We start from the raw sequence: 25,392 nt of genomic DNA, 5'->3' as shown, positions 1-25,392 counted from the left end.
TTCTCAAGGAACGGACGCTTCCTTTGTACTCACCCGAGAGACTCTCTCGCGGCTTTCCTCCGGGCGCTTCCCTTCGGTCTTGCGTTTCCGACTCTATCAGATCCTTTCGGACCCGATTCCCAGTCGGCGGGATTTGTCTGAAGGCTCGGGACTTTCCGTCTCGGTCCGTCTCGGGGCCTTTCGACATTCACTACGTTAACCGATTCCCCGGGCAACTCATAATCGAGTCCAGCAGGTTCCGAATTCAGGCATGCGGGCACGCCGAATAAGACCCCGCTGAGGGGAAGTAGTAGGTAGTGGTTGGCCGCTTCCGGCTGCAGGCTGAACGCCGTACCCGGTTCAAACGGCTCGGGCTACATTACGCACCGCCGGAGGGTGGGTCAAGTTCGGCGTCGGCGGGGTACGTGGGCCCGGTAAGGGCTGACAGTCGGGTCGTTGGCGATCCAGTAGCGCCACGGGTGGACGCCGCCCTCGCCCGCGACTCCGGTGCGCGGGCCGTTGAGTACCTGGTGGGACGGGGTGGGGGTGCCGCTGAAGATGGCCAGTGGAGCCTCCCCGGGGGCGCAGACGTCCGCTCCGTCGAGGGCCCGGTCGATGTCCAGGGCCGTGGCCAGACGCGCGGGCCCTTTGGCCAGTTCTTTGTCATATCGGGCCGAGAGTCGACGTTTGCGGGCGAGCTCGGCACCCTCCGTGATCTCGCCGGCACGGAGCAGCACCCCGCTCGCGATGCCCTCCGGACCACACACCAGATTGAGGCAGTGCCACATGCCGTAGGTGAAGTAGACGTACGCGTGCCCGGGAGGACCGAACATCACGCCGTTGCGAGCCGTGCGGCCTCGATAGGCATGTGAACCCGGGTCGTTCGCACCGTCGTAGGCCTCTACCTCTGTGAGGCGCAGCTCGATCGGACCGTCCGGCGTGGAGCGCACGAGGAGGCGTCCGAGGAGATCAGGGGCCACTTCCTGGACGGGCCGGTCGAAGAACTCCCTCGGCAGGGGCGTACGGTCAGGGCTCGCGATCATGTCGTACGAGCGTAGTGCAGATGAACCCACACGCTCACTCTGGTCAGTGACCGGTTCGTCCTGGAAGGGTGTGAAGGGTCCCTCCGGAGGGTGCCGTGCCCACTGTGAGGGGTGGAGCGCGGAACCGGCCACGGCTGGATCGCGTTTCTAGGGGATGTCTGATCACATCGCGCAGGCGGGCGACGCCTGCGCGGGTCTGTTGGGCACCCCTTAGGGGTCAGGGACAGAAGATCCGTTCGGAGAAGGCAGACAGGCGCTGCCTGAGGAGGAGAGACGACATGGGTTTCAGGAAGCTGATGGCGAGCCTGGGTGCTGGTGGGGCTTCGGTCGAGACCGTGCTGACCGAGTCCAACGTCGTTCCTGGTGGTGTCGTCCAGGGTGAGGTGCGGATCCAGGGCGGATCGGTGAACCAGTCGATCGAGGGCCTCTCGGTAGGACTGCAGGCCAAGGTGGAGGTCGAGGGTCACGACGACACGGAGTACAGGCAGGACATCGAGTTCACCAAGCTGCGGCTGGGCGGTGCCTTCGAGCTGCAGGCGGGCGCGGTGCACGCGGTGCCGTTCGGTCTGGAGATCCCCTGGGAGACTCCGATCACGATGATCGACGGGCAGGCGCTGCGCGGGATGCACATCGGGGTGACCACGGAGCTGGAGATCGCGCGCGCCGTGGACTCCGGCGACCTGGACCCGATCAACGTGCACCCGCTGCCGGCGCAGAAGGCGCTCCTGGACGCCTTCATCCAGCTGGGCTTCCGCTTCAAGAACGCGGACATGGAGCGCGGACACATCCGCGGTACACGGCAGCGGCTGCCGTTCTACCAGGAGATCGAGTTCTTCCCGCCGCAGCAGTACCGCGGGCTGAACCAGGTGGAACTGAGCTTCGTGGCGGACGAGCACGCGATGGACGTCGTCCTGGAGATGGACAAGAAGCCGGGGCTGTTCAGTGAGGGCAGCGACTCCTACCGCTCGTTCCAGGTGGGCCTGAACGACTTCCACGTCACGGACTGGGCGGCGTACCTGAACCAGTGGCTGTCGGAGGTCGGCAGCAAGCGCAGCTGGTTCTAGTTCTTCTAGGCTCGGGGCCACAGATCCCGCAGGAACCGATCAGGAGGTACCGAGGTGACTGAGCTCAACAGGCCGCCGCTCCCCCATGACTTCCATCCGCCCGTGCCGTCGTTCACGGTCAGCAGCGAGGACGTGGAACCGGGAGGGGTGCTGAAGGACGCTCAGGTCCACGCGGCCGGGAACACCTCGCCACAGCTGCGCTGGGAGGGCTTCCCGCCGGAGACGAAGAGCTTCGCCGTGACCTGTTTCGATCCGGACGCCCCGACGGGCAGCGGGTTCTGGCACTGGGTGCTGTTCGACATCCCGGCCTCGGTGACCGAGCTGCCCGTGGGTGCGGGCGGGGGCAAGTTCGAAGGGCTGCCCGAGGGCGCGGTGCACGCGCGCAACGACTACGGGACGAAGGACTTCGGGGGCGCGGCCCCGCCGGCCGGAGACCCGGCGCACCGTTATGTCTTCACGGTGTACGCGGTGGACCAGGAAAAGCTCGGTCCGGACTCCGACGCGTCTCCGGCGGTCGTCGGTTTCAATCTGCGGTTCCACACACTGGCGCGTGCACAGCTGATCGGTGAGTACGCGGCTCCTGCGGAGAGTTGAGCGTTCACTGAACGTTTGCCCGCCTCTGGTCTTGGAATTGATCAGAGGCGGGCATTTTTTATTGCGTTGTCCATCTCGGCGTGCCCGGCCAGAGTTGATCCAGCCCGCCAGGCGGTGGGCGGTGCACACGGGAGGTGGGCTGCAATGCGGGAGACGCTGGTACTCAACGCGAGCTTCGAGCCGCTGTCGACGGTGACGTTGAACCGAGCCGTCGTTCTGGTGCTGCAGGACAAGGCCGTCGTCGAGTCGGCCCACCCCGAACTGCGTATGCGCGGAGCCGCGGTCGACATACCGGCGCCCCGGGTGATCAGACTGTGCAGGTATGTCCGGGTGCCGTTCCGAAGACAAGCTCCGTGGTCGAGGCGGGGTGTCCTGGTACGGGACCGGCACAGGTGCGCGTACTGCGGTAGGCGGGCGACGACCGTGGACCACGTGGTTCCGCGGTCGCGGGGCGGTGGAGACACCTGGCTGAACACGGTGGCCTCGTGCGCGGAGGACAACCACCGCAAGGCGGACCGTACGCCGGAGCAGGCCGGTATGCCGCTGCTGCGGCAGCCGTTCGAGCCGACCCCGGCCGACGCGATGCTGCTGACGCTGGGCCGGGACGATCTGGCGGCACTGCCGGACTGGCTGTCGCAGACGGCCGCCTAGTCAGTCGAGCCGGGCGTGCGCCGCCTGCCCTCTTGGCCCCACCGTTCTGACGGGACATGGAAAAGCCCGCCCCCCGATTGCTTGGGAGGGCGGGCTTCTTCGTACGGTCACCGGCATTCCTCGGCGGCTGGACCGGTTTCAGGGGTCCTTTCACTATGGCCGCCCGGGTCGCGCGCTCATAGTGAAAGGACCCCTCAGTCGATGGAGGGCTTCTCGCGGCGTTCCGTACCGCCGCCGGACTGGCCGTTGCCCGAACCGCCGGTGCCCGGGCCGAAGTTGCCGAACGCTCCGGAGAGGCCCTTGAGGGCGTCGCCGATCTCGCTGGGCACGATCCAGAGCTTGTTGGCGTCGCCCTCGGCGATCTTCGGGAGCATCTGGAGGTACTGGTACGACAGCAGCTTCTGGTCGGGGTCTCCGGCGTGGATGGACTCGAAGACCGTCCGGATGGCCTGGGCCTCGCCCTCGGCGCGGAGGGCGGCGGCCTTGGCCTCACCTTCGGCGCGCAGGATCGCGGACTGTTTCTCACCTTCGGCGGTGAGGATCTGCGACTGGCGGATACCTTCGGCGGTGAGGATCGCGGCGCGCTTGTCGCGGTCGGCGCGCATCTGCTTCTCCATCGAGTCCTGGATGGAGGTCGGCGGCTCGATCGCCTTGAGCTCGACGCGGTTGACGCGGATGCCCCACTTGCCGGTGGCCTCGTCGAGGACGCCGCGCAGGGCCGCGTTGATCTCCTCGCGGGAGGTGAGGGTGCGCTCGAGGTCCATGCCGCCGATGATGTTGCGGAGCGTGGTGACGGTGAGCTGCTCGATCGCCTGGATGTAGCTGGCGACTTCGTAGGTGGCGGCCCGGGCGTCGGTCACCTGGTAGTAGATCACCGTGTCGATGTTGACGACCAGGTTGTCCTGGGTGATCACCGGCTGGGGCGGGAACGGCACGACCTGTTCGCGCAGGTCGATGCGGTTGCGGATGGAGTCGATGAACGGGACCACGATATTGAGGCCGGCGTTGAGCGTGCGTGTGTAGCGGCCGAAGCGTTCGACGATGGCGGCGCTGGCCTGCGGGATGACCTGGATCGTCTTGATCAGGGCGATGAAGACGAGCACCACCAGAATGATCAGGACGATGATGATCGGTTCCATCGTGCTCCCCGTACCCTTCCCCGCCTCGGTGTTCCACCGAGGCCCTACGGCTGTTGAAGATCTTGCCGGTTGAGTGTGTCAGACCACAACTTCCCACGTGGGGCGTTCTGTTCACATGGGGTCACATCAAGTCACCTGAAGGGTGACGGAGAAGGTCACATGACGATGGCGGTGGCACCTTCGATCTCCACGACGTCCACCTCCTGGCCGACCTCGTAGCTCTGGCTGCCGTCCAGGGAGCGTGCCGACCAGACCTCGCCGGCCAGTTTGATGCGGCCGCCCGTGCCGTCGACCCGTTCCAGTACGACGGCGTGCCTGCCCTTCAACGCGTCCACTCCGGTGGCGAGTTGAGGCCGTTGAGAACGGTGACGGGCCGCAATGGGGCGTACCACCGCGATGAGTGCTACCGAGACGACGGCGAAGACGACGACCTGGAGCACGACTCCCCCGCCCAGCCCGGCCGTTCCGGCCGCCGCGACGGCCCCCACGGCGAGCATCCCCAGCTCCGGCATCGCGGTCACCACGAGCGCGATACCGAGTACGGCCGCGCCGATCAGCCACCACAACCATGCGTCGATGTCCACGCTGGCCATGGTAGGTCCGCGAGGGGATCGCGGACAGGGCGCACGGCGGGCGTACCCGGGGTTCGGTACGGCGTCAGGACAGGGGCAGGCCCTGGGCCGTCCAGCGTTCGCCCCGCTGTTCCACGACCAGGGGGAGGCCGAAGCACAAGGAGAGGTTGCGGGAGGTGAGTTCGAGCTCCAGGGGACCCGCGGCTAGGACCTTGCCCTGGCGGATCATGAGGACGTGCGTGAACCCGGGGGCGATCTCCTCGACATGGTGGGTGACCATGATCATGGAGGGGGCGATCGGGTCGCGGGCGAGGCGGCCGAGACGGCGCACCAGGTCCTCGCGTCCGCCGAGGTCGAGGCCGGCGGCGGGCTCGTCGAGGAGGAGCAGCTCCGGGTCGGTCATCAGGGCACGGGCGATGAGGGTGCGCTTGCGCTCGCCCTCGGAGAGGGTGCCGAACTTACGGTCCAGGTAGTCGCTCATGCCGAGGCGGTCGAGGAAGGCGCGGGCGCGTTGCTCGTCGACGTCCTCGTACTCCTCCTGCCAGCCGGCCGTCATGCCGTACGCGGCTGTCAGTACCGTCTGCAGCACGGTCTGGCGCTTGGGGAGCTTCTCGGCCAGTGCGATGCCGGCCACGCCGATGCGTGGGCGCAGCTCGAAGACGTCGACCTTGCCGAGGGTTTCGCCGAGGATGGAGGCGGTGCCCTGGCTGGGGAAGAGGTAGCTGGAGGCGATGTTCAGAAGGGTCGTTTTTCCGGCGCCGTTCGGGCCCAGGATGACCCAGCGCTCGCCTTCCTTGACCGACCAGGAGACCTGGTCCACCAGAGCCCGGCCCTCGCGGACCACGGACACGTCCTCCAGCTCCAGAACATCGCTCATGAGCGCGCTGTCTCCCATTGCAGTCTCGGCTTCGCTTGCGCCTGTGGACGCAACCCCCAGGGGCACCCCCCGAGGGAAAACCTACGCCACCGGGTGGGCGGTGCTGTCCATCGGTCGGTCCTTAGGCTGTGGGCATGCTCTCGGAACCACGCTCAGGACGGCTGGCCGCATGGGGAAATGCCCTTTTGGCCGGGATTGCCTCGCCGGATGACGCTGTGCACGCGATTGTCGGTGAGGACGCGGTGCACCGGGTCGAGGGGCTCCCCGGCGAATCGGGGCCCGTCGGGCTCTCGCTCGCGCTCGGTCGGCTGCGGGCGCTGAAGGTGACCGGGTTGCGGGTGGCGCTGCCCGCACCCGGGCATCCGCTCGGGCTGAGCGGGCCGCCGGAGTTCAATGCGCGGGCGCTGGAGGCGGAGGAGGCGGTGATCTGCCACGGCGCCGCACTGGGGCTGGTGCCGGAGGTGTACGAGGCGGGGCCCTCGGGTGATGTGCATGCCGAGGTGGTGTGGCGGGTGCTGCCCGTGCGAGAGGCGCCGCCTGCGGATGTACCGTCGCTCGGGGAGGCGGAGCGGGAGCTGGCGGAGGCGTTGCGGGAGGCCACGCAGGTGTTGTCCCGGCTGGATGTCGCCGGGTCTGGGCCGGTGGCGGAGGCGGCCATCGACGCTTATCGGGCGCGGGTCGAGGCCGCTGCCGGTGGGGAGGTGCTGGCGCCCGGGTATCCGGCGCGGGCCGTGCGGGTGTTGGAGCTGGCCCGTCGGGTGTCGTTGCTGGTGTCGCTGGCGTCCGAGAACGGGCACGGTGGGGCTGTGAGCGCGTCGGAGATGGCGGGGCGCGGGGAGGCGCTGCGACCGGTGGAACGGACGGCTCGGCGGGCTGTGGTGGCGGCGTACAACTCTTATGTGGAGGAGCGGGAGCGGGGGGTGCGCTAGCCGCGTGGTGGTCGTGGGGGGCGGCTTGGCGGGGTGGGTGGCTTGGTGGGGTGGGTGGCTGCTCCCGCTGTTTGTTGTGTGGCCGGCTGGCTGGGGGCGGCTTGGCGGGTGGGTGAGTTGCCGGCTGGTGTGCCTGCTGTTCGTTGTGCGGTCTGGGGGCGGCTTGGCGGTGGGGGGTGGCTGAGCATTTCGCCTGCTGCCGGTTTTGGGGGCGGGGCCGTGCCGGACTCTCCGTCCTTGGTCATGCGGGTCCCCCCGCTCGAGCGAAGCCGAGAGTGGGGGAGCGTTGCGTGTTTCACGGAGGGTCTGGCTGGTCCGAGCGCCAGCCGCTGCGGGCGGAGAGTCCCGGCACCTCCCCTTGCGTCCGTTCGCGACTACCCGCCATGGGGGTACGCGTGGGCACCCTTCCCTCCCGCCCCTGCGGGCGGAGAGCCCGGCACCGCCCCTTGTGCCAGCCCGGTGGGCTCTTGTTGGCGGGGAGCGTACGCGAAGGCCCCGCTGACCGGGGACGGTCGCGGGGCCTGTGGTGGGGGAAATCAGTGGTTGACGCCCTGGTTGCCGAAGGCGGGGTTCAGGGCGCCGATGACGTTCACCGTGTTGCCCACCGCGTTCACCGGGACGTGCACCGGCGCCTGGATCAGGTTGCCCGATCCGATGCCCGGCGAGTTCGACGTGTGGCCGCCCGCGTGCGCGCCGTCGGTGGCGGAGGCCATGCCGGCGCCGACGGCGACCAGGCCACCCGCCACCATCGTGACCGCGGCGACCCTCTTCAGGTTCTTCACTTCATTCGACCCTTCTCGGCGATCACTGCGGCACTTGCCGCAGCACGCACTGAAGAACGGCGGTTGTGGTGGGGAGGGTACGCCGTCCGGGTGATGTGCACCCGAGCGAGTGAATCTTTGGTTCAGCCCGTTACTCCGTGGCGCACCGCCCAGAGCGCCGCCTGGGTGCGGTCGGCGAGGTCCAGCTTCATGAGGATGTTGGAGACGTGGGTCTTGACCGTCTTCTCGGAGAGGACCAGGGCGCGGGCTATCTCGCGGTTGGAGCGGCCGTCGGCGATGAGGCCCAGCACCTCGCGTTCTCGTTCGGTGAGTGAACCTCCTCTGCCTTGGGTGGCGTTCGTCTCCTCCTGGGAGAGGAGCACCTCGGCCACCTCCGGCTGGAGCAGGATGTGGCCCGCGTGCACCGAGCGGATGGCACCGGCCAGCGCGTCGGGGTCCACGTCCTTGTAGACGTATCCGGCGGCACCGGCGCGCAGGGCCGGGACGACCGTGCGCTGTTCGGTGAAACTTGTGACGATGAGCACGCGCGCGGGGTTGTCGAGCGCGCGGAGCTTGCGGAGGGCCTCGATGCCGTCCGTTCCCGGCATCTTGACGTCCATGAGGATCACGTCGGGGTGCAGGTCCTCGGCGCGGGTGACCCCCTCGGCGCCGTCCGCCGCCTCTCCGACCACCTCGATGTCGTCCTGTACTTCCAGGAAGGTGCGCAGGCCGCGGCGGACCACCTGGTGGTCGTCGACGAGCAGCACCTTGATCGCGTCAGCCACCGGGGACCTCCATCTCGATCGTCGTTCCCTTGCCGGGTGCCGACTCCACGGTCAGCCTTCCACCGACCCCGCTCGCGCGGTCCCGCATGGAGACCAGGCCGAGGTGGCGTCCCGCGCGGCGTATCGCCGTGGGTTCGAAGCCGGCTCCGTCGTCCGTCACGCGCAGGACGGCGGCGGGGCCCCGGCGGTCGAGGGTGACCTCGACCGACTCCGCCCCGGCGTGCCGGAGCGCGTTGTGCAGGGCTTCCTGGGCGACACGCAGGAGTGCTTCCTCCTGGGCGGCCGGCAGGGCCCGTACCCCGTTGCTGGTGAAGGTCACGCGCGCGCTGTGGGCGCGGTCGAGGACCTGGATCTGGGTGCGCAGCGTCGCGATCAGGCCGTCCTCGTCGAGGGCCGCGGGGCGCAGTTCGACGACGGCCGCGCGGAGTTCGTCGGCGGCCTCGGCGGCGAGCGCCGCCACCTGCTGCAGTTCGCCCTTGGCGCGTGACGGGTCGCGGTCGACGAGGGCCGCCGCGGCCTGGGCGGTCAGGCGGAGCGAGAAGAGCTTCTGGCTGACCGCGTCGTGCAGTTCGTGGGCGAGTCGGGAGCGCTCCTCGGCGATCGTCAGCTCGCGGCTGCGTTCGTAGAGGCGGGCGTTGGTGAGGGCGATCGCGGCGTGCTGGGCGAGGATCGCGAGGAGGTCCTCGTCGTCCTCGGTGAAGCCGCAGCTGCCCGCCGGCTTGTGGCACTTCTTGTTGGCCAGGTAGAGCGCGCCGATGACCTCGTCGCCGTCGCGGATGGGCATCCCCAGGAAGTCGGACATCTCGGGGTGGGCGCTGGGCCAGCCCTCGAAGCGGGGGTCCGTGCGGACGTCGGCGAGCCGCTCGGGCTTCGCCTCGTGGAGCATCGCGGCGAGGATGCCGTGCTGGCGCGGGAGCGGACCGATGGCCTTCCACTGGGCGTCGCTGACGCCGTCGACCACGAACTGGGCGAAGCCGCCGTGGTCGTCGGGGACGCCGAGCGCGGCGTACTCGGCGTCGAGCAGCTCGCGGGCCGAGGCGACGATCGTCTTGAGGACGTCGCGCACCTCGAGGTGTCGGCTCATGGCCAGCAGCGCGGAGCTCACCGCGGCGAGGCCGGACCGGGGTCCTTGGCTCATGACCTCAACGTACCCGGCGGGTGTGACAGCGCGTATCGGACCGGTGGCCGCCGTGGACTGGGTCCGTGGTCCTAGGGCGAAGTGCCCTGGTCCGTTGCGGCCCGCGTACGAGGCGGGCGACGCGGGCGGATTCCTAGCGTGAGGTCAGTGCTGACGAAGAGGGGACGGTTGTCATGTCCGTAGCGATCATCACGGGGGCTTCGAAGGGGCTGGGGCGGGCGCTCGGCGCGGCCCTGGCGGAACGGGGGTGGGACCTGGTGCTGGACGCCAGGACCCCCACGGCGCTGAAGGAGGCGGCGGGGGCGCTGTCGGCGTACGGCACGCGCGTTGAGGGCCTGCCGGGGGATGTCACGGATGCCGGGCACCGTGCGGAACTGGTGGCCGCGGCGCGGCGGCTGGGCGGGGTCGATCTGGTGGTGAACAACGCGAGCGCGCTGGGCGCCGAGCCGCTGGTGCGGCTGGAGGCGCTGCCTCTTCAGGGGCTGCGGCGGGCCCTGGAGGTGAACGTCGTCGCGCCGCTGGGGCTGGTCCAGGAGGCGCTGCCGCTGCTGCGCGAGTCCGCGGCGGGCACCGTGATCGACGTCAGTTCGGACGCTGCGGCCGAGGCGTACGAGACGTGGGGCGGCTACGGGGCGTCCAAGGCGGCGCTGGACCACCTGTCGGCGGTGCTCGGGGAGGAGGAGCCGGAATTGCGGGTGTACGCGGTCGACCCCGGGGACATGGCCACGGATCTGTACGCGGCGGCCGTGCCGGACGATCCCGATCCGCGGCCCGCGCCCGAGGATGTGGTGCCGGCCTTCCTGCGGCTGATCGACGAGCGGCCGGCGAGCGGCCGGTACGGGGCGCCCTCCCTGCTGGAGGGGCGATGACCGTCGCGATGGGACTCCATCCGTTCGAGCGCGGCCGGAAGTGGGGGAAGGTGCCGGAGGAACTGCTGGCGCGGGTCCCGGCCGAGCAGCGCGGGCCCGGGCTGGACCGGGACGCGGTGCGGCTGATGGTGTCGCGCGGGACCGAGGTGACGCATCACACGTTCCGGGATCTGCCCGGGCTGCTGAAAGCCGGGGATCTGCTGGTCGTCAACACCTCCCCCACGCTGGCCGCCGCGGTGGACGGGCGATGGGGGCACGCGCGCGTGGTGGTGCATTTCTCCTCGCCGGGCGAAGACGGGCGCTGGGCCGTCGAGCTGCGGGATCCCGATGGTCGGGGCACCACACGCGCGCGTGCGGGCGCCGAGGGCGTGGAGGTGGTGCTGCGGGGCGGTGCGCGGCTGGTGCTGGAGGCGCCGCTCGCGGCGGGGAACGCGCGGTTGTGGTGGGGGCGGGTGACGGGGGCGGAGGTGCTGGGACTGCTGCGGCGCCACGGGCGGCCGATCCGGTACTCGTACACGGCCCGGGACCAGCCGCTGTCGGCCTACCAGACGGTGTTCGCGCTGCCGTCGTCCGACGGTGCCGGCAGTGCGGAGATGCCGAGCGCGGCGCGGCCGTTCACGGCGCGGCTGGTGGCGGAGCTGGTGAGCCGGGGGGTGCAGTTCGCGCCGGTCACCCTGCATACGGGGGTGGCGTCGACGGAGGCGCACGAGCCGCCGTATCAGGAGCGTTTCGCGGTGCCGGAGGCGTCGGCGCGGCTGATCAACGCGGTGAAGGCGGGGGACGGCAGGGTCGTGGCGGTGGGGACGACGGCGGTGCGCGCCGTGGAGTCGGCGGTGGGCCCGGACGGGGTGGTGCGGGCCCGGGAGGGCTGGACCGACCTGGTGGTGACGCCGCAGCACGGGGTGCGGGTCGTCGACGGGCTGCTGACCGGGCTGCACGAGCCGGAGGCCTCGCACCTGCTGATGCTGGAGGCGATCGCGGGCCGGGAGGCGCTGGAGCGGGGCTACGAGGAGGCGCTGGCCGGGCGATACCTGTGGCACGAGTTCGGCGATGCGCACCTCCTGCTGCCGGGCGGGGATCCCCTCACACAGAGCATTGCTCAAGCAACTAATGGTGAGATCGAGGCCGGTCCGATGTGAGGCCGCACATAGGAGCTACGTCACGTACGAAGGCGTGTAGGAGGTTGTAGCTCGCCGGTGAGCGGGGCAGACGTGCCGATCTGTCCCGTTTTGCCGGTCCGCTGTCCACTAAGCGAGGTCGTACGTCACACCTTTGCCACAGAATTTTGCGGCCGCTAAGAATGGCTCCCGTCGCTCGGCGCCGCGGTTGCTTACCCGCGGCGTTTGTGTCGGAAACACCCTGTCCCCACCCGATGCGAGAGCGACCTCCGAGCTATTCGAAGAGGTCCTTCACCCATGCCCCTGCACAACGACATTTTTCGCCGCATTCGCCCCAACATCACCGTCAAGCGCAACCTCACCACCAAGCACAAGCAGAGGCTGGGCATTGCCGGTGTCGCCGCTCTCGGTGCCGCCTCCCTCACCTTCTCGCTGATGCCCTCCGACGCCCAGACGACCACGGACGAGACCGCGGTCTCCGCGGCGGCCTTCAGTGACCGGCCGGTCAAGGAGGTGCGGGCCGGCGTCACCGACCAGCTGGCCGGCGCCGAGCTGAAGGCCCGGGCCGCCGAGGCGAAGCAGCAGTCCGCCGAGGCGAAGGAGAAGGCCGACGCCAAGGAGAAGGCCGAGGCTGCCGCGAAGAAGGAGGCGGCCGAGAAGGCCGCGGCGAAGAAGCGTGCGGCCCAGAAGAAGGCCGAGGAGGAGCGCAAGAAGAAGGCCGCCGCGAGCCGGGCCGCCGCACGCCCCGCGATGAAGCAGGTCGCCGCGAAGACCTACCCGAACAACCTCGACGGCTGGATCCGTGAGTCGCTCGACGTGATGAAGAAGAACGGCATCCCGGGCAGCTACCACGGGCTCCACAAGAACATCATGCGGGAGTCCTCGGGCAACCCGAAGGCCATCAACAACTGGGACATCAACGCCATCAACGGCGTCCCGTCGAAGGGCCTGCTGCAGGTCATCCCGCCGACGTTCCAGGCCTACCACGTCCCCGGCACCTCCTGGGACATCTACGACCCGGTAGCCAACATCACCGCCGCCGCCAACTACGCGGCCGACCGCTACGGTTCGATCGACAACGTCAACGGCCCGTACTGAGGCCCCCGGGGACCTCTGGGCCTCGGTACGTACGGCGAAGGGCGGCACCCCGGGTGAGGTGCCGCCCTTCGTCCTGCACGCCGACCGGTGCGTCGACTTGCGCTACTTGCGCATGACCTCGGGCTCGTGTCGCCGCAGGAAGCGGGAGACGAGGAAGCCGCAGAGGACGCCGAGGGCGAGCAGCGCCGCCATGTCCATGCTCCAGGCCGTGACCGTGTGTTCCCACAGCGGGTCGGTGTTGGTCGGGTCGTCCGGATTCGGGCTGATCTTGTTGAAGTCCAGCGTGGCCCCGGCCGCTGCCACCGCCCAGCGCGACGGCATCAGGTAGGAGAACTCGTTGACGCCGACGGTGCCGTTCAGGATGAACAGACAGCCGGTGAAGACGACCTGGATGATCGCGAACATCACCAGCAGCGGCATGGTCTTCTCGGCGGTCTTCACCAGCGCGGAGATGATCAGGCCGAACATCATCGAGGTGAAGCCGAGCGCCATGATCGGGATGGACAGCTCCAGCAGCACCTGATTCTTGAGGATCAGTCCTTCCTCGGGGATCTCGCGGCTGTAGAAGCCGATGGCACCGACCATCAAGCCCTGCAGCACGGTGATGGCACCGAGGACGATCACCTTGGACATCAGATACGCGGAGCGCGACAGGCCGGTCGCGCGCTCCCGTTCGTAGATCACCCGCTCCTTGATCAGCTCGCGGACCGAGTTGGCGGCACCCGCGAAGCAGGCGCCGACCGCGAGGATCAGCAGCACCGTGGTGGCCGTGCCGTTCGGGATGATCTTGCCGGACTTCGGGTTGACGTTCGGGAGCAGGCCCTTGTCGGGGTCGATGAGCAGACTGACCACGCCGAGCACCGCCGGCAGGATCACCATCAGGGCGAGGAAGCCCTTGTCGGAGGCGATCACCGAGACGTAGCGGCGGGTCAGGGTGATCAGCTGCGAGCCCCAGCGTTGCGGCTTCTTCGGCTTCATCGCCTTGGCGGAGGGCATCTGCGCCGACTGCGGTGCCACCGCGTCGATGTCCGCGGCGTACATCTGGTAGTGCTGGGATCCCTTCCAGCGCCCCGCCCAGTCGTAGTCGCGGTAGTTCTCGAAGGCGGAGAACACATCGGCCCAGGTGTCGTAGCCGAAGAAGTTCAGGGCCTCCTCGGGCGGGCCGAAGTACGCCACCGCCCCGCCGGGCGCCATGACCAGAAGTTTGTCGCAGAGTGCCAGTTCGGCCACCGAGTGGGTGACCACCAGGACCGTGCGGCCGTCGTCGGCGAGGCCCCGCAGCAGCTGCATGACATCGCGGTCCATGCCCGGGTCGAGTCCGGAGGTGGGCTCGTCGAGGAAGATCAGCGACGGCTTGGTGAGCAGCTCCAGGGCCACCGAGACACGCTTGCGCTGGCCGCCGGAGAGGGAGGTGACCTTCTTGTTCTTGTGGATGTCCAGCTTCAGCTCGCGCAGCACCTCGTCGATGCGCTCCGAGCGTTCGTGTTCGCTGGTGTCGGCGGGGAAGCGGAGCTTCGCCGCGTACTTGAGCGCCTTCTTGACGGTCAGCTCCTTGTGCAGGATGTCGTCCTGCGGAACCAGACCGATGCGCTGGCGCAGTTCGGCGAACTGCTTGTAGAGGTTGCGGTTGTCGTACAGGACGTCGCCCTGGTTGGCGGGGCGGTAGCCGGTGAGGGCCTTGAGCAGCGTGGACTTTCCAGAGCCGGACGGGCCGATGACCGCGATCAGCGACTTCTCCGGGACACCGAAGGAGACGTCCTTCAGGATCTGCTTGCCGCCGTCGACGGTGACCGTCAAGTGGCGTGCGGAGAAGGAGACTTCACCGGTGTCGACGAACTCCTCGAGGCGGTCGCCGACCAGCCGGAACGTGGAGTGGCCGACACCCACGATGTCGGCCGTGCCGAGCAGGGCGGAGCCGCCCTTGGCGATCGCCATGCCGTTGAGGTAGGTGCCGTTGTGGGAGCCGAGGTCACGGATCTCGAAGCGGCCGTCGGGCGTGGCGCGGAACTCGGCGTGGTGGCGGGAGACCTGCAGGTCGGAGACGACCAGGTCGTTCTCCAGGGCACGGCCGATGCGCATCACCCGGCCGAGGTCCAGCCGGTGGAACGTCGTGGGGCTGCGGTCGCCGTAGACCGGCGGCGCCCCCGCGCCACCACCGGGAGCGCTCTGCTGCGGAACCTTCGGCTGCTGCGACTGCCGCGGCTCATGCGGCTCCGGCGGCTCCGGCCACTCGTGCTGCGCGGCCTGTTGCGGAACCTGCCGTGCGCCCTGCTGCGGCGCCTGCTGCGCGGCCTGTTGCGGTGCCTGCTGCTGCGCGGGTGCCTGCTGGGCCCAGCCGGGACCGGCGCCCTGGGCCGCGTACGGCTGCCGGCGGGGCTGTGCCTCCTGCCGGGGCTGCGCCTGCTGCGGTGTGCCGACCGCCGCGCCGGAACCGGAGACGTTCAGCCGTGGACCGTCGTTCGCGTTGCCGAGGTAGACATGCGAGCCGGGGCCGATCTCCATGTGGTGAACCCGGTGCCCCTGCACGAATGTGCCGTTGGTGCTGCCGTGATCCTCGATGACCCAACTACGGCCGCTCCAGCTGATCGTGGCGTGACGCCACGAGACTCTGGCGTCGTCGAACACGAGATCGCCCTGCGGATCACGTCCGAGGGTGTAGGTCTTGGACGCATCGAGCGTCCAGGTTCGTCCATTCGATTCCAGTACGAGTTCCGGCACTCCATGCCCCACTGAGTTGTCCCCCGAGTTACCCCCATCACAGGGAGTCTAGGGATGTCGAACATCGTGGGGAACTATTTCAGGCCCAGCTCCCTGACCGAAAGCCGGGCCTTGTGAAGACCCGCTCGTGCCTGCCGTGCGGCCCCGTTGACGGGGTTGTGACCGGACCGGAGAGTGGTAGTCCCACGCGAGGGGGACACGCGGCGTGCAGACGCCGCTACGCGGATCGGGGGCGTCATGGAGAGCGACGGGACCGCGGAGCACGGTGGGAGTGTGCCGTGGGGCGATGTGCTGCTGGGCGCGATCGCGTCGGTGAGCTGGGCATTGATCGGCATGACGGGGGTCGCCGCTCTCGGTCTGCGGTTGCTGGAGGCGGACAGGGCGGGCTCGTTGGGGCCGATGACCGCTGCTGTGGTGGCCCTTGGGGCGGGTGGTTCGGTCACGCCGTCCGGTGATGTGTCGGCCTTCGGGCTGACGGGTGCGGAGGCGTCCACCGCCATCGAGATCACGCCACTCGGGGTGAGCCTCGTCGGGGCGCTGCTGCTGTCCTGGTTCTTCCTGCGCTCGTTGCGCACCGCGGGGGCCGTCATCGCGCCGGCCGAACTCGCCGCGCGGGCGGGCGCGGTGCTCGTCGTCTTCGTGGCGACGCTGGGCGGGCTGGCCTGGGCCGGGCACGACGTCATCACCTTCGACGGCTCGCAGCTGGGCCTCGACGACGCGGCCGACTCTCTGCCCGGCGGCATCGGCGACAGCCTGCCGGACGGTCTCGGTGATCTCGGCGGGCTGCTCCCGGACAACATCGGCGGGCTCATCGACGCCAAGGCGTCGGTCGGCTTCACCGTCGACACCGTGCCCACGCTGCTGGGCGGTGCGGCGTGGGTGCTGTGCGTTCTCGTCGTCGCGCTGCTGGCCTCCCGCCGCACACCGCTGCCGCGGGGGTGGGAGGCGTTGCACCGGGTGGTGCGGCCGGCCGTGTCCGCGCTGGTCTCGGTGCTGCTGGTGGCGGTCGCGGCGGGGTTCGCGGCGGCGGCGTACGCGGCGGTGGGGGACGACAACCCCAAGCTGGTCACGGGCGCGGCGCTGCTCGGCGCGCCCAACGGGGTCTGGCTCGGGATCCCCGTCGGCCTCTTCGTCCCGTGGGACGGCAAGGCCACCGGCGAACTCCTCAAGGTCCTGCCCGACCCGCTCGACGACCTGCTGCGGGTCGGCACCGACCAGACGGTCACGCTGGGGCGCCTGGCCGAACTCGACGGCCGGGTATGGCTGCTGGGCGTCGCCTCGGCCCTGATGATGCTGCTTGCGGGGGTGTTGGTCGGGGTTCGCACGCCCCGTCCGGAGGTGGTCGCGTACGAGGGCGGCTCCGCCGCGCGTCGCGGTGGGACGCTCGCCTTCGCCGGGCGGTGTGCGCTGTGGCTGGGGATCGTGACGGCCCTGGGGCTGCCTCTGCTCGCTTATCTGACGGACGTGTCCGTCGACGCCTCGTTGTCCGTGCTGGGAGTGGATGCCTTCGGGGCGGGGATGGAACTGCACGGGCGACTGGCGATGGCGCTGCTGCTGGGCGCCGTGTGGGGCGCGGGGGCGGGGGCGGCCGGGGCACTGCTCGCCTGCGCCGCCGGGGCCGCGGGACGGCGGGCCGCGCCACTGGCACTCGGTAAGGGGCTGCCGTACGGGAAGGCTCCCGGGCCGCGGTACGAGCGGAGTGGGGCGGTGGCGTCCTACGGGCGGCAGGCGGAGCCGTACGCCGGGTCATACGCTCCGCCGCGGTCCACGTCCCGGTCCGAATCCCCGCCTCCGCCCTTGGCCCCGTCCCCGCAGCCGCCTCCCCCTCCCCCTCCGCCTCGCTCTCCCTCTGCCCCGTCACCTTCACCCTCGCCTTCGCCTTCGCCTGGTGCCGGTCCACAGGCGCCCCAGGACCCGCACGCCCCCGCTTCCGGCACCGGCGGTCCGGCCGGTCCCTATCACCTGCGTGCTCCCTACCGGCCGCCGCGCGAGGAGACGAACCCGTATCTGCGGCTGCCGGACGAAGGGCTGCCCACGGCGGCCGGTCCCGCCCCGCCTCAGCCCGGTGCGCCGTCCCGGCCGCCACGCTCCCGGCCGGACCGGCAGCCGCCACCGCCACCGCCATCGCCATCGCCGGAGGACGAACCACCGCCGCCCGGGACCCGGCGGGGGCGGGGCTGAGCGGCCGGCCGTGCCTGGCTCACACAGGGCTCTCCTGGCGCACACACAGCTACCGGGCGGTTGCGCCACGCAGCCGTTACCGGACCGTCGCCCAGTGTTCGCTGTCCGCTGGGCGGACCTCGAAGGTGGCGGGTACTTCGTGCCGGTTACCGTGGATACATCATGAGCGCTCCCCAGACCTCTGACGCCCCCACTCTCCTTGTCAAGATCTTCGGCAAGGACCGGCCCGGCATCACGGCCGGACTCTTCGACACCTTGGCTGCCTACTCCGTCGACGTGATCGACATCGAGCAGGTCGTCACGCGGGGCCGCATGGTCCTGTGCGCCCTGGTCACCGCGCCGGGGCCGGAGCTCGACGGCGATCTTCGGGCGACCGTGCACAGCTGGGCGGAGTCCATCAAGATGCAGGCCGAGATCATCTCGGGCATCGGCGACAACCGCCCGCGTGGCCACGGGCGCTCCCTGGTCACCGTCCTCGGGCATCCGCTGACCGCCGAGTCCACCGCCGCGATCGCCGCGACCATCACCGGGACCGGCGGCAACATCGACCGTATCTTCCGGCTCGCCAAGTACCCGGTCACCGCGGTCGAGTTCGCGGTCTCCGGCACGGAGACGGAGAAGCTGCGCACGGCGCTGGTGACCGAGGCCTCCTTCCTCGACGTGGACGTCGCCGTCGTCGCGGCCGGGCTGCAGCGGCGGGCCCAGCGCCTGATCGTCATGGATGTCGACTCCACACTCATCCAGGACGAGGTGATCGAGCTCTTCGCCGCGCACGCCGGCGCAGAGGAGCAGGTGGCCGAGGTGACCGCGGCGGCGATGCGCGGGGAACTGGACTTCGAGCAGTCGCTGCACGCGCGCGTGGCGCTGCTCGAGGGGCTCGACGCCTCGGTGGTGGACAAGGTGCGCAGCGAGGTCCGGCTGACTCCGGGCGCGCGCACGCTGATCCGCACGCTGAAGCGCCTCGGCTATCAAGTGGGGGTCGTCTCCGGTGGGTTCACCCAGGTCACGGATGACCTCAAGGAGCGGCTGGGACTGGACTTCGCGCAGGCCAACACGCTGGAGATCGTCGACGGGAAGCTCACCGGCCGGGTCACCGGCGAGATCGTGGACCGGGAGGGCAAGGCGCGGCTGCTGCGCAGATTCGCCGCGGAGGCCGGGGTGCCGCTGTCCCAGACCGTCGCGATCGGCGACGGCGCCAATGACCTGGACATGCTCAACGCGGCGGGTCTCGGAGTGGCCTTCAACGCCAAGCCGGTGGTGCGCGAGGCGGCGCACACCGCGGTGAACGTGCCCTTCCTGGACACCGTGCTCTATCTGCTGGGGGTCACGCGCGAGGAGGTCGAGGCGGCGGACATGCACGAGCCCCTCGGGCCGGACGCGCGGGACCTCCTCTCGCCGGACGCCCCGGAGCGGGAACTCCTCGGGCCGGACACGCAGGAACAGCCGCTCGGCGGAGCGGACGCCGACGCCACCGTCTGAGGCGTCCCGGTACGACGAGGTCCCGGTGCCTGGTGCGGCGCCGGGACCTCGGTGCGTGCGACGAAGGTCTGCTCCGGTCTACTCCGAGGGGGCCCAGTAGTCGGTCAGGGTCGCCGCGCCCGGCTCCAGCGACTTCCAGATGCCGTTGAAGGAGAGCAGCGAGAACGCGGCGGCGGGAAAGCCCCGGCGGTTCATCCGGTTCCGGGCGTCGGCGTCGGCGTCCCCCGACAGCACCTCGGCCAGGCCTTGGACGCCGGGGTTGTGGCCGATCAGGATGACGTTCTGCACGTCGTCCGGGATCTCGTTCAGCACGGTGATCAGCTCGCCGGGCGACGCCTCGTAGATCCTCTCCTCGTAGACCGTCTTCGGCCGCTGCGGGAACTCCTGTACGGCGAGTTTCCAGGTCTCGCGGGTCCGGTTAGCGGTGGAGCAGAGGGCCAGGTCGAAGGGGATACCTGTGTCGGCGAGCTTGCGTCCGGCGACGGCGGCGTCCTTGCGGCCCCGATCCGCGAGCGGTCGCTCGTGGTCGGGCACCTGGGGCCAGTCGGCCTTGGCATGCCGGAAAAGGACAATCCTGCGGGGTTCTGCGACGCTCATGGGTCCCAGCTTCGCATGAAACGCGCCATGGGGCGCAGGGAGTTGGCATGCTCTCCCGGCTCGGTTGACAGGTGCCTGAGGACGCCGGTCAAGGGGCGGTGTGCTGCACCGACTGCTGGATGCGCTCCACGAGCTGGCTGATCACGGGGTCACTGCCGGCCGCCTGTGCGTCGGCCGGGTTCAGTATCACCAGCAGCAGGGCCACGAAGGCGACGGTGGGCAGGGCGAAGCCCCACCAGGGCAACCGGATCTCGACGCCGCCCGGGCGGGCCGGGTTGGGCCGGGTGCGCGTACGGGCCGACATGCCGCCTCCGTGGGTTCGTGGGTTCTGCGGGTTCGTGGGTCTGCGGGATCTGTGGGTCTGTGGGACTGCCAGGATCTGTGGATCTGTGGATCTGTGGATCTGTGGGTCCCCGGAGGGTGCCGTGGGTCTTCGCGTTGTGGCGCTCTTCGCGGCCACACTCAGAAGCTACGGGCTCGTGGGCCCTCAACCCATCCGGTGATCCACCCACTTGACCCTGACACTCACCCCCTAGGGGATGGTGGTGCCAGCCCCACCATGCGCCCGGTGGCCGGCTCCCCTGAGGGCCGGGCCGACTCGGGGTACGCGGCGAGGCGGGGTGTGGGGTGGCCGGGATCAGCGCACGCGGCGGACCGAGGGCAGTGCGCGGCGGAACGGGATGACGGCTCAACCATCCCGGGTCGGCGCGCGACGGACCGGGAGCAGGGCGCGGCGGACCCGGGTCAGCAGGAAGCGGGCCTGATCAGCACGAAGCCGACCCGGATCCGCACGACGCGGACCCGGATCAGCGTGAAGCCGTCGGGATCAGGGCACCGCGGTCGGGATCAGGGCGCGGCGATTGACGCGATGATCCCGATGATCACGAAGATGGCGAAGAAGGCGCCGAAGACGAGCAGCATCTTCTTCTGGCCGTTCTGGGGGTTCGGGTCGAGCACGGGCATAGGAGGAGTCTCCCACCCGCGGCCCGGTGCGCTTCGCCCGGGTCCCCGTGCCGCCGGGGAGGTCATACTGCGGCTGCCTCGTCTTCGATCGTTCGGTTGCGGCCCGCCAGGACGCCCACCGCCATCTGCGGGATCAGCAGGGCCGACATCAGCGCGAGGGGCAGGCCCCAGCCGTCGCTGTGCTGGTAGAGCACGCCCACCAGGAGCGGGCCGGGGATCGAGATCAGATAGCCGGTGCTCTGGGCGAACGCGGAGAGCTGGGCGACGCCGGCGCCTGTCCTGGCCCGCATGCCGACCATCGTGAGAGCGAGCGGGAACGAACAGTTGGCCACGCCGATGAGCAGCGCCCAGGCCCAGGCGCCGGCCGCCGGGGCGAAGTGGAGGCCCGCGTAGCCCGCGAGCCCGCAGAGGCCGAGGGCCACCACGATCGGGCCCTGGTGCGGCAGGCGGGTGGCCAGGCGCGGGATGACGAAGGAGAGCGGCACGCCCATCACCATGGTGACGGCCAGCAGCAGCCCGGCCGTGCTCGCGGGCACGCCCGCGTCCCGGAAGATCTGCGCCATCCAGCCCATGGTGATGTACGCGCCGGTGGCCTGGAGCCCGAAGAACAGGGCGAGCGCCCAGGCGGTGCGACTGCGGGTCATGCGCAGTCGGCCGCCGTCCGGCCAGGGGTGAGGGGACACCCCACCGGGCTCGGGACGGGGATGCGGGGGCGCACCGCCCCGGCCTCGCTGCCCGGGCACGCCGCCCCTGCGGCCGGGACGCCCCGGCCCACCCTGGACCGCGCGCCCCGACCCGCGCACGCGAACCGCTTCACCCGCGCGCGCCGACCCGCCCGCGCGCGCCGCCCGGTTCCCGAGCGCCGCTCCATCCGCACGCCCCGCCCGGTTCCCGAGCGCCGCTCCATCCGCACGTCCCGACCCGCTCCGGGGAGCCGCTCCGCCCGCGCGCGCAGATCCTGCTACGGGCGCCGATCCCCCGTCGTCTGCCCCCTCGTCTGCCCCGCCGTCTGCCCCGGGGCGCTCGTCCTCGGGGACCGGCCGTACGCCCGGGGCCGCTCCGTGGTCCCGTACCAGGGGCAGCCACGCCATCCCCGCCACGGCCGCGAGCGACGCCCATGCGGCGAGTCCGGATTGCCAGCTGCCGCCCAGGGCCCCCGTCAGGGGCACGGTGACCGCCGCCGCGGCCGCGGTGCCGAGGGCCACCGCCATCGAGTACAGACCGGTCATGGGTCCGATGCGGTCGGGGAACCAGCGCTTGACGATGACCGGCATCAGGACGTTGCTGACCGCGATCCCCATGAGGGCGAGCGCGCTCGCAGCCAGGAAGGCCGCCGTGTTCCCGGCGAAGGGACGGATCAGCAGGCCCGCGGCGATCGCCACCATGCCCGCGCACACCACCGTGCCGGGCCCGAAGCGACGGGACAGCCTGGGGGCCATGACACCGAAGACGGCGAAACACAGCGGTGGCATGGAGGTGAGCAGGCCGGCGACGCTGCCGCTCATGCCGAGCGCGTCGCGCACCTCCTCGAGGAGGGAGCCGAAGCTGGTGATCGCCGGGCGCAGATTGAGCGCGGCGAGCACGATCGCGACCGGTATCAGACGTCTCGTCCACGCGCGCGTGGACTTTGTTTCAAGTTCGTCGGTGGTGTTGCGCATCGTTGTGGACACCGTCGTCCCGGTTCCCGCGTTCCTCGAAAGCATGAGCCGCATCATAGAATCATGGGATGAATGGACCTTCCAAGGTCTCAAAGCCCTCTCAGCACCTGGGATCCCGATGCCGTTGAGCCACCCGCGCCGGTCGGCGCTGTCCGAGCAGGTCATCGCAGCGCTGCGGAACCAGATCACCTCCGGTGAGTGGCCGGTCGGCTCGCGCATTCCGACCGAGCCCGAACTGGTCGCGGAACTGGGTGTCGCCCGCAACACGGTCCGTGAGGCGGTGCGTGCCCTCGCCCACAACGGTCTGCTGGACATCCGGCAGGGCTCGGGCACCTACGTCGTGGCGACCAGCGAACTGGCCGGAGTGATGCACCGGCGGTTCGCGGAGACCGACCCGCGCCACATCGCCGAACTGCGCTCCACGCTGGAGTCCGGTGCCGCCAAGCTGGCCGCCGAGCGGCGCACCGAGCGTGATCTGAAGCAGTTGGACGCGTTGCTGGTGCGGCGCGAGGAGGCCTGGGAGTCGGGCGACGCGGAGGTGTTCGTGACGGCCGACGCCAGTTTCCACATGGCGGTGGTGGCAGCCTCCCGCAACGACGTGATGACGGCGCTGTACGCGGACCTGGGCGAGGTGCTGCGCGACTGGCTCCGCGGTGACGTGGGCGAGGAGCTGACGCCGGAGTCCTATCTGGACCACGGCCGGGTGGTGGACGCCATCCGGGCGGGAGACGCGCAGGCGGCGGCAGTGGAGGCCGCGAGCTATCCGATGCAGTGCCGTACCGGACGGCGGGAGCCGGGGGCGGGCGTCAGCGCTCGTGGCTGACCCACACCGACAATCGAGCGTTCGTGGCTGACCCACACCGGGTCTAGCGCTCGTGGCTGACCCACACCGACCGGATCTCCTTCCAGCAGCGTCCGGTCAGCCGTACGGTCATCGCCGGAAAGGCCTCTTGCGGAGGGCTGTCGCTGTCGATGTCCCACCAGCGGTCGCACTCGATGTGCAGCCGCACTCGATCGACCGGCACATAGGGGTTGTGGCAGTACGCGACGGCCTCCGAGCCGGTGATCCTGGTGCGGCAGGTCGAACCGAAGGGCTCCGGCCTGTCCTCGGCGAGCGTCTGGGAGGCGGCGTCGTAGGGCAGTGCCATCAGCAGGGTTATCGCTGCTATCACGGGGGCCATGCGGCGGGACGGACGCACAAGAGGGACCTCCTGAGCCGTACGGCTGCGCGGCGGGGCGGTTGCTCCAAGCGTGCGCGCCACCGGGCCCCGGGCGCCCGGTCAGGAAGGCCGAACGGGTGACGCCCCGTCCCCATGAACGGGCGACGCCCCGTTCCCGTGATCGTGGGAACGGGGCGCCGTCCGAGGAGGGAGAGCTCCGAGGGAACGATCAGGCACCGATCGCGTGCAGACCGCCGTCCACGTGGATGATCTCGCCCGTCGTCTTCGGGAACCAGTCGCTCAGCAGGGCGACGACACCGCGGCCGGCCGGCTCCGGGTCCTTGAGGTCCCACTCCAGCGGGGAGCGGCTGTCCCACACGGCGGCCAGTTCGCCGAAGCCCGGGATGGACTTGGCGGCCATGGAGCCGATGGGGCCGGCGGAGATGAGGTTGCAGCGGATGTTCTGCTTGCCCAGGTCGCGCGCCATGTAGCGGTTGGTGGCCTCCAGTGCGGCCTTGGCCGGGCCCATCCAGTCGTACTGCGGCCAGGCGTACTGGGCGTCGAAGGTGAGGCCGACGACCGAGCCGCCGTTCTGCAGCAGCGGCAGGCAGGCCATGGTCAGCGACTTCAGGGAGTACGCCGAGACGTGCATGGCGGTGGCGACGGACTCGAACGGGGTGTTGAGGAAGTTGCCGCCGAGCGCGTCCTGCGGGGCGAAGCCGATGGAGTGGACGACACCGTCGAGGCCGCCGAGCTCCTCACCGACGATGTCGGCGAGGCGCGCCAGGTGCTCGTCGTTGGTGACGTCCAGCTCGATGACCTTGGTCGGCTTGGGGAGCTTCTTGGCGATGCGCTCGGTCAGCGTGGGCCGCGGGAACGCGGTCAGGATGATCTCGGCGCCCTGCTCCTGGGCCAGCTTCGCGGTGTGGAAGGCGATGGACGACTCCATCAGCACTCCGGTGATCAGGACGCGCTTTCCCTCGAGAATTCCGCTCATGGCGATCAGTGACCCATGCCCAATCCGCCGTCAACCGGGATGACGGCTCCAGTGATGTACGAGGCGTCGTCCGAGGCGAGGAACCGCACCGTCGCGGCGATCTCCTCCGGCTGCGCGTACCGGCCGAGCGGCACCTGCGACACGATGCTCGAGCGCTGCTCGTCGGTGAGCACCTTGGTCATGTCGGTGTCGACGAAACCGGGCGCGACGACGTTGAAGGTGATGTTGCGGGAGCCCAGCTCGCGGGCGAGCGAACGGGCGAAGCCGACCAGGGCGGCCTTGGACGCGGCGTAGTTCGCCTGTCCCGCCGAGCCGAGGAGCCCCACGACCGACGAGATGAGGACGACGCGGCCCTTCTTGGCGCGCAGCATGGCGCGGTTGGCGCGCTTGACGACGCGGAAGGTGCCGGTGAGGTTGGTGTCCAGGACGGACGTGAAATCCTCCTCGGACATGCGCATCAGGAGCTGGTCCTTGGTGACGCCGGCGTTGGCGACCAGGACCTCGACCGGGCCGTGCGCGTCCTCGATCTCCTTGTAGGCCTGCTCCACCTGTTCGGTGTCGGTGATGTCGCACTTGACGGCCAGGACACCCAGGTCGGTGAGGGCGGACGGCGGCTCACCCGAGCGGTATGTGATCGCGACCTTGTCGCCCGCGTCGGCGAAAGCGCGGGCGATGGCGAGGCCGATGCCCCGGTTTCCTCCGGTGACGAGAACCGAGCGGCTCAACGGATCACCCTTTCGATAGCGGTCTGGAACCCCCTGCGGAACCCGTGGCAGACCCCGTGCGGACCCTCTCCGGGACAGGTGGCTTCCTCGAAAACCTATCGGTCCCGTCCGGTCCCGGGACATTCCGGCACCGACAGTGGCTCACCCTGCCCGCTGTCGGATCCCTACAGTCCGCACCCGTGGGTCGGTCGGCCGTACCGGGGTGTGGGCTCGCGATCCGCCCCCGCGAACCACGAACGGCGAGCCGCGAGCCGCGTCGAGCGTTCGCTGGTCGTATGCGATCACGCAGTGTGAGGG

The 25,392-nt window shown here is 70.1% G+C and carries 25 protein-coding genes; 10 read left to right on the top strand and 15 right to left on the bottom strand.

Features of this window, described 5'->3' with window-relative positions; genetic code table 11:
- Positions 1-380: 380 nt before the first annotated feature.
- Entirely contained in the window at positions 381-1,022 is a 642-nt protein-coding gene (locus EF387_RS20150) for a DNA-3-methyladenine glycosylase (RefSeq protein ID WP_128377970.1), read from the bottom strand.
- A 278-nt stretch (positions 1,023-1,300) separates the two neighbouring features.
- Here EF387_RS20150 and EF387_RS20145 point away from each other — a divergent pair, with 278 nt between their 5' ends.
- From EF387_RS20145 to EF387_RS20135, 3 genes are all read left to right on the top strand, one after another.
- Positions 1,301-2,086, top strand: a complete 786-nt coding sequence (locus EF387_RS20145) for a sporulation protein (RefSeq protein WP_128377969.1) — start codon at positions 1,301-1,303, stop codon at positions 2,084-2,086.
- A gap of 54 nt (positions 2,087-2,140) precedes the next feature.
- Positions 2,141-2,680 carry a YbhB/YbcL family Raf kinase inhibitor-like protein gene (locus EF387_RS20140; protein ID WP_128377968.1) on the top strand — a complete coding sequence of 180 codons (540 nt, stop codon included), beginning with the start codon at positions 2,141-2,143 and terminating at the stop codon, positions 2,678-2,680.
- 144 nt (positions 2,681-2,824) lie between these two features.
- On the top strand, positions 2,825-3,331 hold the full coding sequence (locus EF387_RS20135) for an HNH endonuclease (RefSeq protein ID WP_128377967.1): 507 nt from the start codon (positions 2,825-2,827) through the stop codon (positions 3,329-3,331).
- Between the two features lie 194 nt (positions 3,332-3,525).
- Here the strand turns inward: EF387_RS20135 and EF387_RS20130 are convergent, their stop codons facing one another.
- The 3 genes from EF387_RS20130 to EF387_RS20120 all read right to left on the bottom strand — a co-directional run bounded on the left by EF387_RS20130 (position 3,526) and on the right by EF387_RS20120 (position 5,919).
- A complete protein-coding gene (locus tag EF387_RS20130) occupies positions 3,526-4,470 on the bottom strand; it encodes an SPFH domain-containing protein (RefSeq protein ID WP_128377966.1) in 945 nt (314 codons plus the stop codon).
- Positions 4,471-4,625: 155 nt separating this feature from the next.
- Complete coding sequence (locus tag EF387_RS20125) at positions 4,626-5,063, bottom strand: NfeD family protein (protein WP_128377965.1); 438 nt, start codon at positions 5,061-5,063, stop codon at positions 4,626-4,628.
- 64 nt (positions 5,064-5,127) lie between these two features.
- A complete protein-coding gene (locus tag EF387_RS20120) occupies positions 5,128-5,919 on the bottom strand; it encodes an ABC transporter ATP-binding protein (RefSeq protein ID WP_128377964.1) in 792 nt (263 codons plus the stop codon).
- A 134-nt stretch (positions 5,920-6,053) separates the two neighbouring features.
- Here EF387_RS20120 and EF387_RS20115 point away from each other — a divergent pair, with 134 nt between their 5' ends.
- The gene (locus EF387_RS20115) at positions 6,054-6,848 is read left to right on the top strand and encodes a hypothetical protein (RefSeq protein ID WP_128377963.1); all 795 of its coding nucleotides are present in this window, start codon (positions 6,054-6,056) and stop codon (positions 6,846-6,848) included.
- A 536-nt stretch (positions 6,849-7,384) separates the two neighbouring features.
- On the opposite strand, the gene EF387_RS20110 is transcribed toward EF387_RS20115, so the two are convergent.
- The 3 genes from EF387_RS20110 to EF387_RS20100 all read right to left on the bottom strand — a co-directional run bounded on the left by EF387_RS20110 (position 7,385) and on the right by EF387_RS20100 (position 9,532).
- On the bottom strand, positions 7,385-7,630 hold the full coding sequence (locus tag EF387_RS20110; RefSeq protein ID WP_128377962.1) for a chaplin: 246 nt from the start codon (positions 7,628-7,630) through the stop codon (positions 7,385-7,387).
- 122 nt (positions 7,631-7,752) lie between these two features.
- Positions 7,753-8,394, bottom strand: coding sequence for a response regulator (locus EF387_RS20105; protein WP_128377961.1), 642 nt, complete (start codon positions 8,392-8,394; stop codon positions 7,753-7,755).
- Positions 8,387-9,532 (bottom strand): GAF domain-containing sensor histidine kinase, encoded by a 1,146-nt coding sequence (locus tag EF387_RS20100; protein ID WP_128377960.1) that lies wholly within the window; start codon positions 9,530-9,532, stop codon positions 8,387-8,389. The genes EF387_RS20105 and EF387_RS20100 overlap by 8 nt, the downstream gene beginning before the upstream one ends.
- Before the next feature lie 173 nt (positions 9,533-9,705).
- On the opposite strand from EF387_RS20100, the gene EF387_RS20095 reads away from it, so the two are divergent.
- From EF387_RS20095 to EF387_RS20085, 3 genes are all read left to right on the top strand, one after another.
- Positions 9,706-10,401 carry an SDR family NAD(P)-dependent oxidoreductase gene (locus EF387_RS20095; protein ID WP_128377959.1) on the top strand — a complete coding sequence of 232 codons (696 nt, stop codon included), beginning with the start codon at positions 9,706-9,708 and terminating at the stop codon, positions 10,399-10,401.
- Positions 10,398-11,540, top strand: a complete 1,143-nt coding sequence (locus EF387_RS20090) for an S-adenosylmethionine:tRNA ribosyltransferase-isomerase (protein WP_162467171.1) — start codon at positions 10,398-10,400, stop codon at positions 11,538-11,540. The genes EF387_RS20095 and EF387_RS20090 overlap by 4 nt, the downstream gene beginning before the upstream one ends.
- 276 nt (positions 11,541-11,816) lie before the next feature.
- A complete protein-coding gene (locus EF387_RS20085; RefSeq protein WP_128377958.1) occupies positions 11,817-12,617 on the top strand; it encodes a transglycosylase SLT domain-containing protein in 801 nt (266 codons plus the stop codon).
- A 102-nt stretch (positions 12,618-12,719) separates the two neighbouring features.
- Here EF387_RS20085 and EF387_RS20080 read toward each other — a convergent pair whose 3' ends face one another.
- Positions 12,720-15,335, bottom strand: coding sequence for an ABC transporter ATP-binding protein/permease (locus tag EF387_RS20080; RefSeq protein WP_202918320.1), 2,616 nt, complete (start codon positions 15,333-15,335; stop codon positions 12,720-12,722).
- 237 nt (positions 15,336-15,572) lie between these two features.
- Between EF387_RS20080 and EF387_RS46720 the strand changes: the two genes are divergently transcribed.
- Both EF387_RS46720 and serB read left to right on the top strand, forming a co-directional pair.
- Positions 15,573-17,516 carry a streptophobe family protein gene (locus EF387_RS46720; RefSeq protein ID WP_155589773.1) on the top strand — a complete coding sequence of 648 codons (1,944 nt, stop codon included), beginning with the start codon at positions 15,573-15,575 and terminating at the stop codon, positions 17,514-17,516.
- A 162-nt stretch (positions 17,517-17,678) separates the two neighbouring features.
- On the top strand, positions 17,679-18,995 hold the full coding sequence (gene serB / locus EF387_RS20070; RefSeq protein ID WP_238431598.1) for a phosphoserine phosphatase SerB: 1,317 nt from the start codon (positions 17,679-17,681) through the stop codon (positions 18,993-18,995).
- Between the two features lie 78 nt (positions 18,996-19,073).
- On the opposite strand, the gene EF387_RS20065 is transcribed toward serB, so the two are convergent.
- From EF387_RS20065 to EF387_RS20050, 4 genes are all read right to left on the bottom strand, one after another.
- Positions 19,074-19,592 (bottom strand): SixA phosphatase family protein, encoded by a 519-nt coding sequence (locus EF387_RS20065; protein WP_128377956.1) that lies wholly within the window; start codon positions 19,590-19,592, stop codon positions 19,074-19,076.
- 88 nt (positions 19,593-19,680) lie between these two features.
- Positions 19,681-19,896 (bottom strand): hypothetical protein, encoded by a 216-nt coding sequence (locus EF387_RS20060; protein WP_128377955.1) that lies wholly within the window; start codon positions 19,894-19,896, stop codon positions 19,681-19,683.
- 542 nt (positions 19,897-20,438) lie between these two features.
- Positions 20,439-20,555, bottom strand: a complete 117-nt coding sequence (locus EF387_RS49450; protein ID WP_128377954.1) for an SGM_5486 family transporter-associated protein — start codon at positions 20,553-20,555, stop codon at positions 20,439-20,441.
- 62 nt (positions 20,556-20,617) lie between these two features.
- Complete coding sequence (locus EF387_RS20050; RefSeq protein WP_338058116.1) at positions 20,618-22,258, bottom strand: MFS transporter; 1,641 nt, start codon at positions 22,256-22,258, stop codon at positions 20,618-20,620.
- 73 nt (positions 22,259-22,331) lie between these two features.
- On the opposite strand from EF387_RS20050, the gene EF387_RS20045 reads away from it, so the two are divergent.
- Positions 22,332-23,036, top strand: a complete 705-nt coding sequence (locus EF387_RS20045; protein WP_128377953.1) for a FadR/GntR family transcriptional regulator — start codon at positions 22,332-22,334, stop codon at positions 23,034-23,036.
- Positions 23,037-23,079: 43 nt separating this feature from the next.
- Here the strand turns inward: EF387_RS20045 and EF387_RS20040 are convergent, their stop codons facing one another.
- From EF387_RS20040 to fabG, 3 genes are all read right to left on the bottom strand, one after another.
- Positions 23,080-23,412, bottom strand: a complete 333-nt coding sequence (locus EF387_RS20040) for a hypothetical protein (protein ID WP_128377952.1) — start codon at positions 23,410-23,412, stop codon at positions 23,080-23,082.
- A gap of 190 nt (positions 23,413-23,602) precedes the next feature.
- The gene (fabI, locus tag EF387_RS20035; RefSeq protein ID WP_128377951.1) at positions 23,603-24,370 is read right to left on the bottom strand and encodes an enoyl-ACP reductase FabI; all 768 of its coding nucleotides are present in this window, start codon (positions 24,368-24,370) and stop codon (positions 23,603-23,605) included.
- A gap of 5 nt (positions 24,371-24,375) precedes the next feature.
- Positions 24,376-25,095, bottom strand: a complete 720-nt coding sequence (gene fabG, locus EF387_RS20030; protein ID WP_128377950.1) for a 3-oxoacyl-[acyl-carrier-protein] reductase — start codon at positions 25,093-25,095, stop codon at positions 24,376-24,378.
- Positions 25,096-25,392: the final 297 nt, after the last annotated feature.

Origin of the sequence: Streptomyces cavernae (assembly GCF_004023625.1) — a bacterium.
Lineage (GTDB): Bacteria > Actinomycetota > Actinomycetes > Streptomycetales > Streptomycetaceae > Streptomyces > Streptomyces cavernae.
Note: the sequence above shows the minus strand (reverse complement) of the source record. Positions and strands in the feature narration are given on the sequence as shown.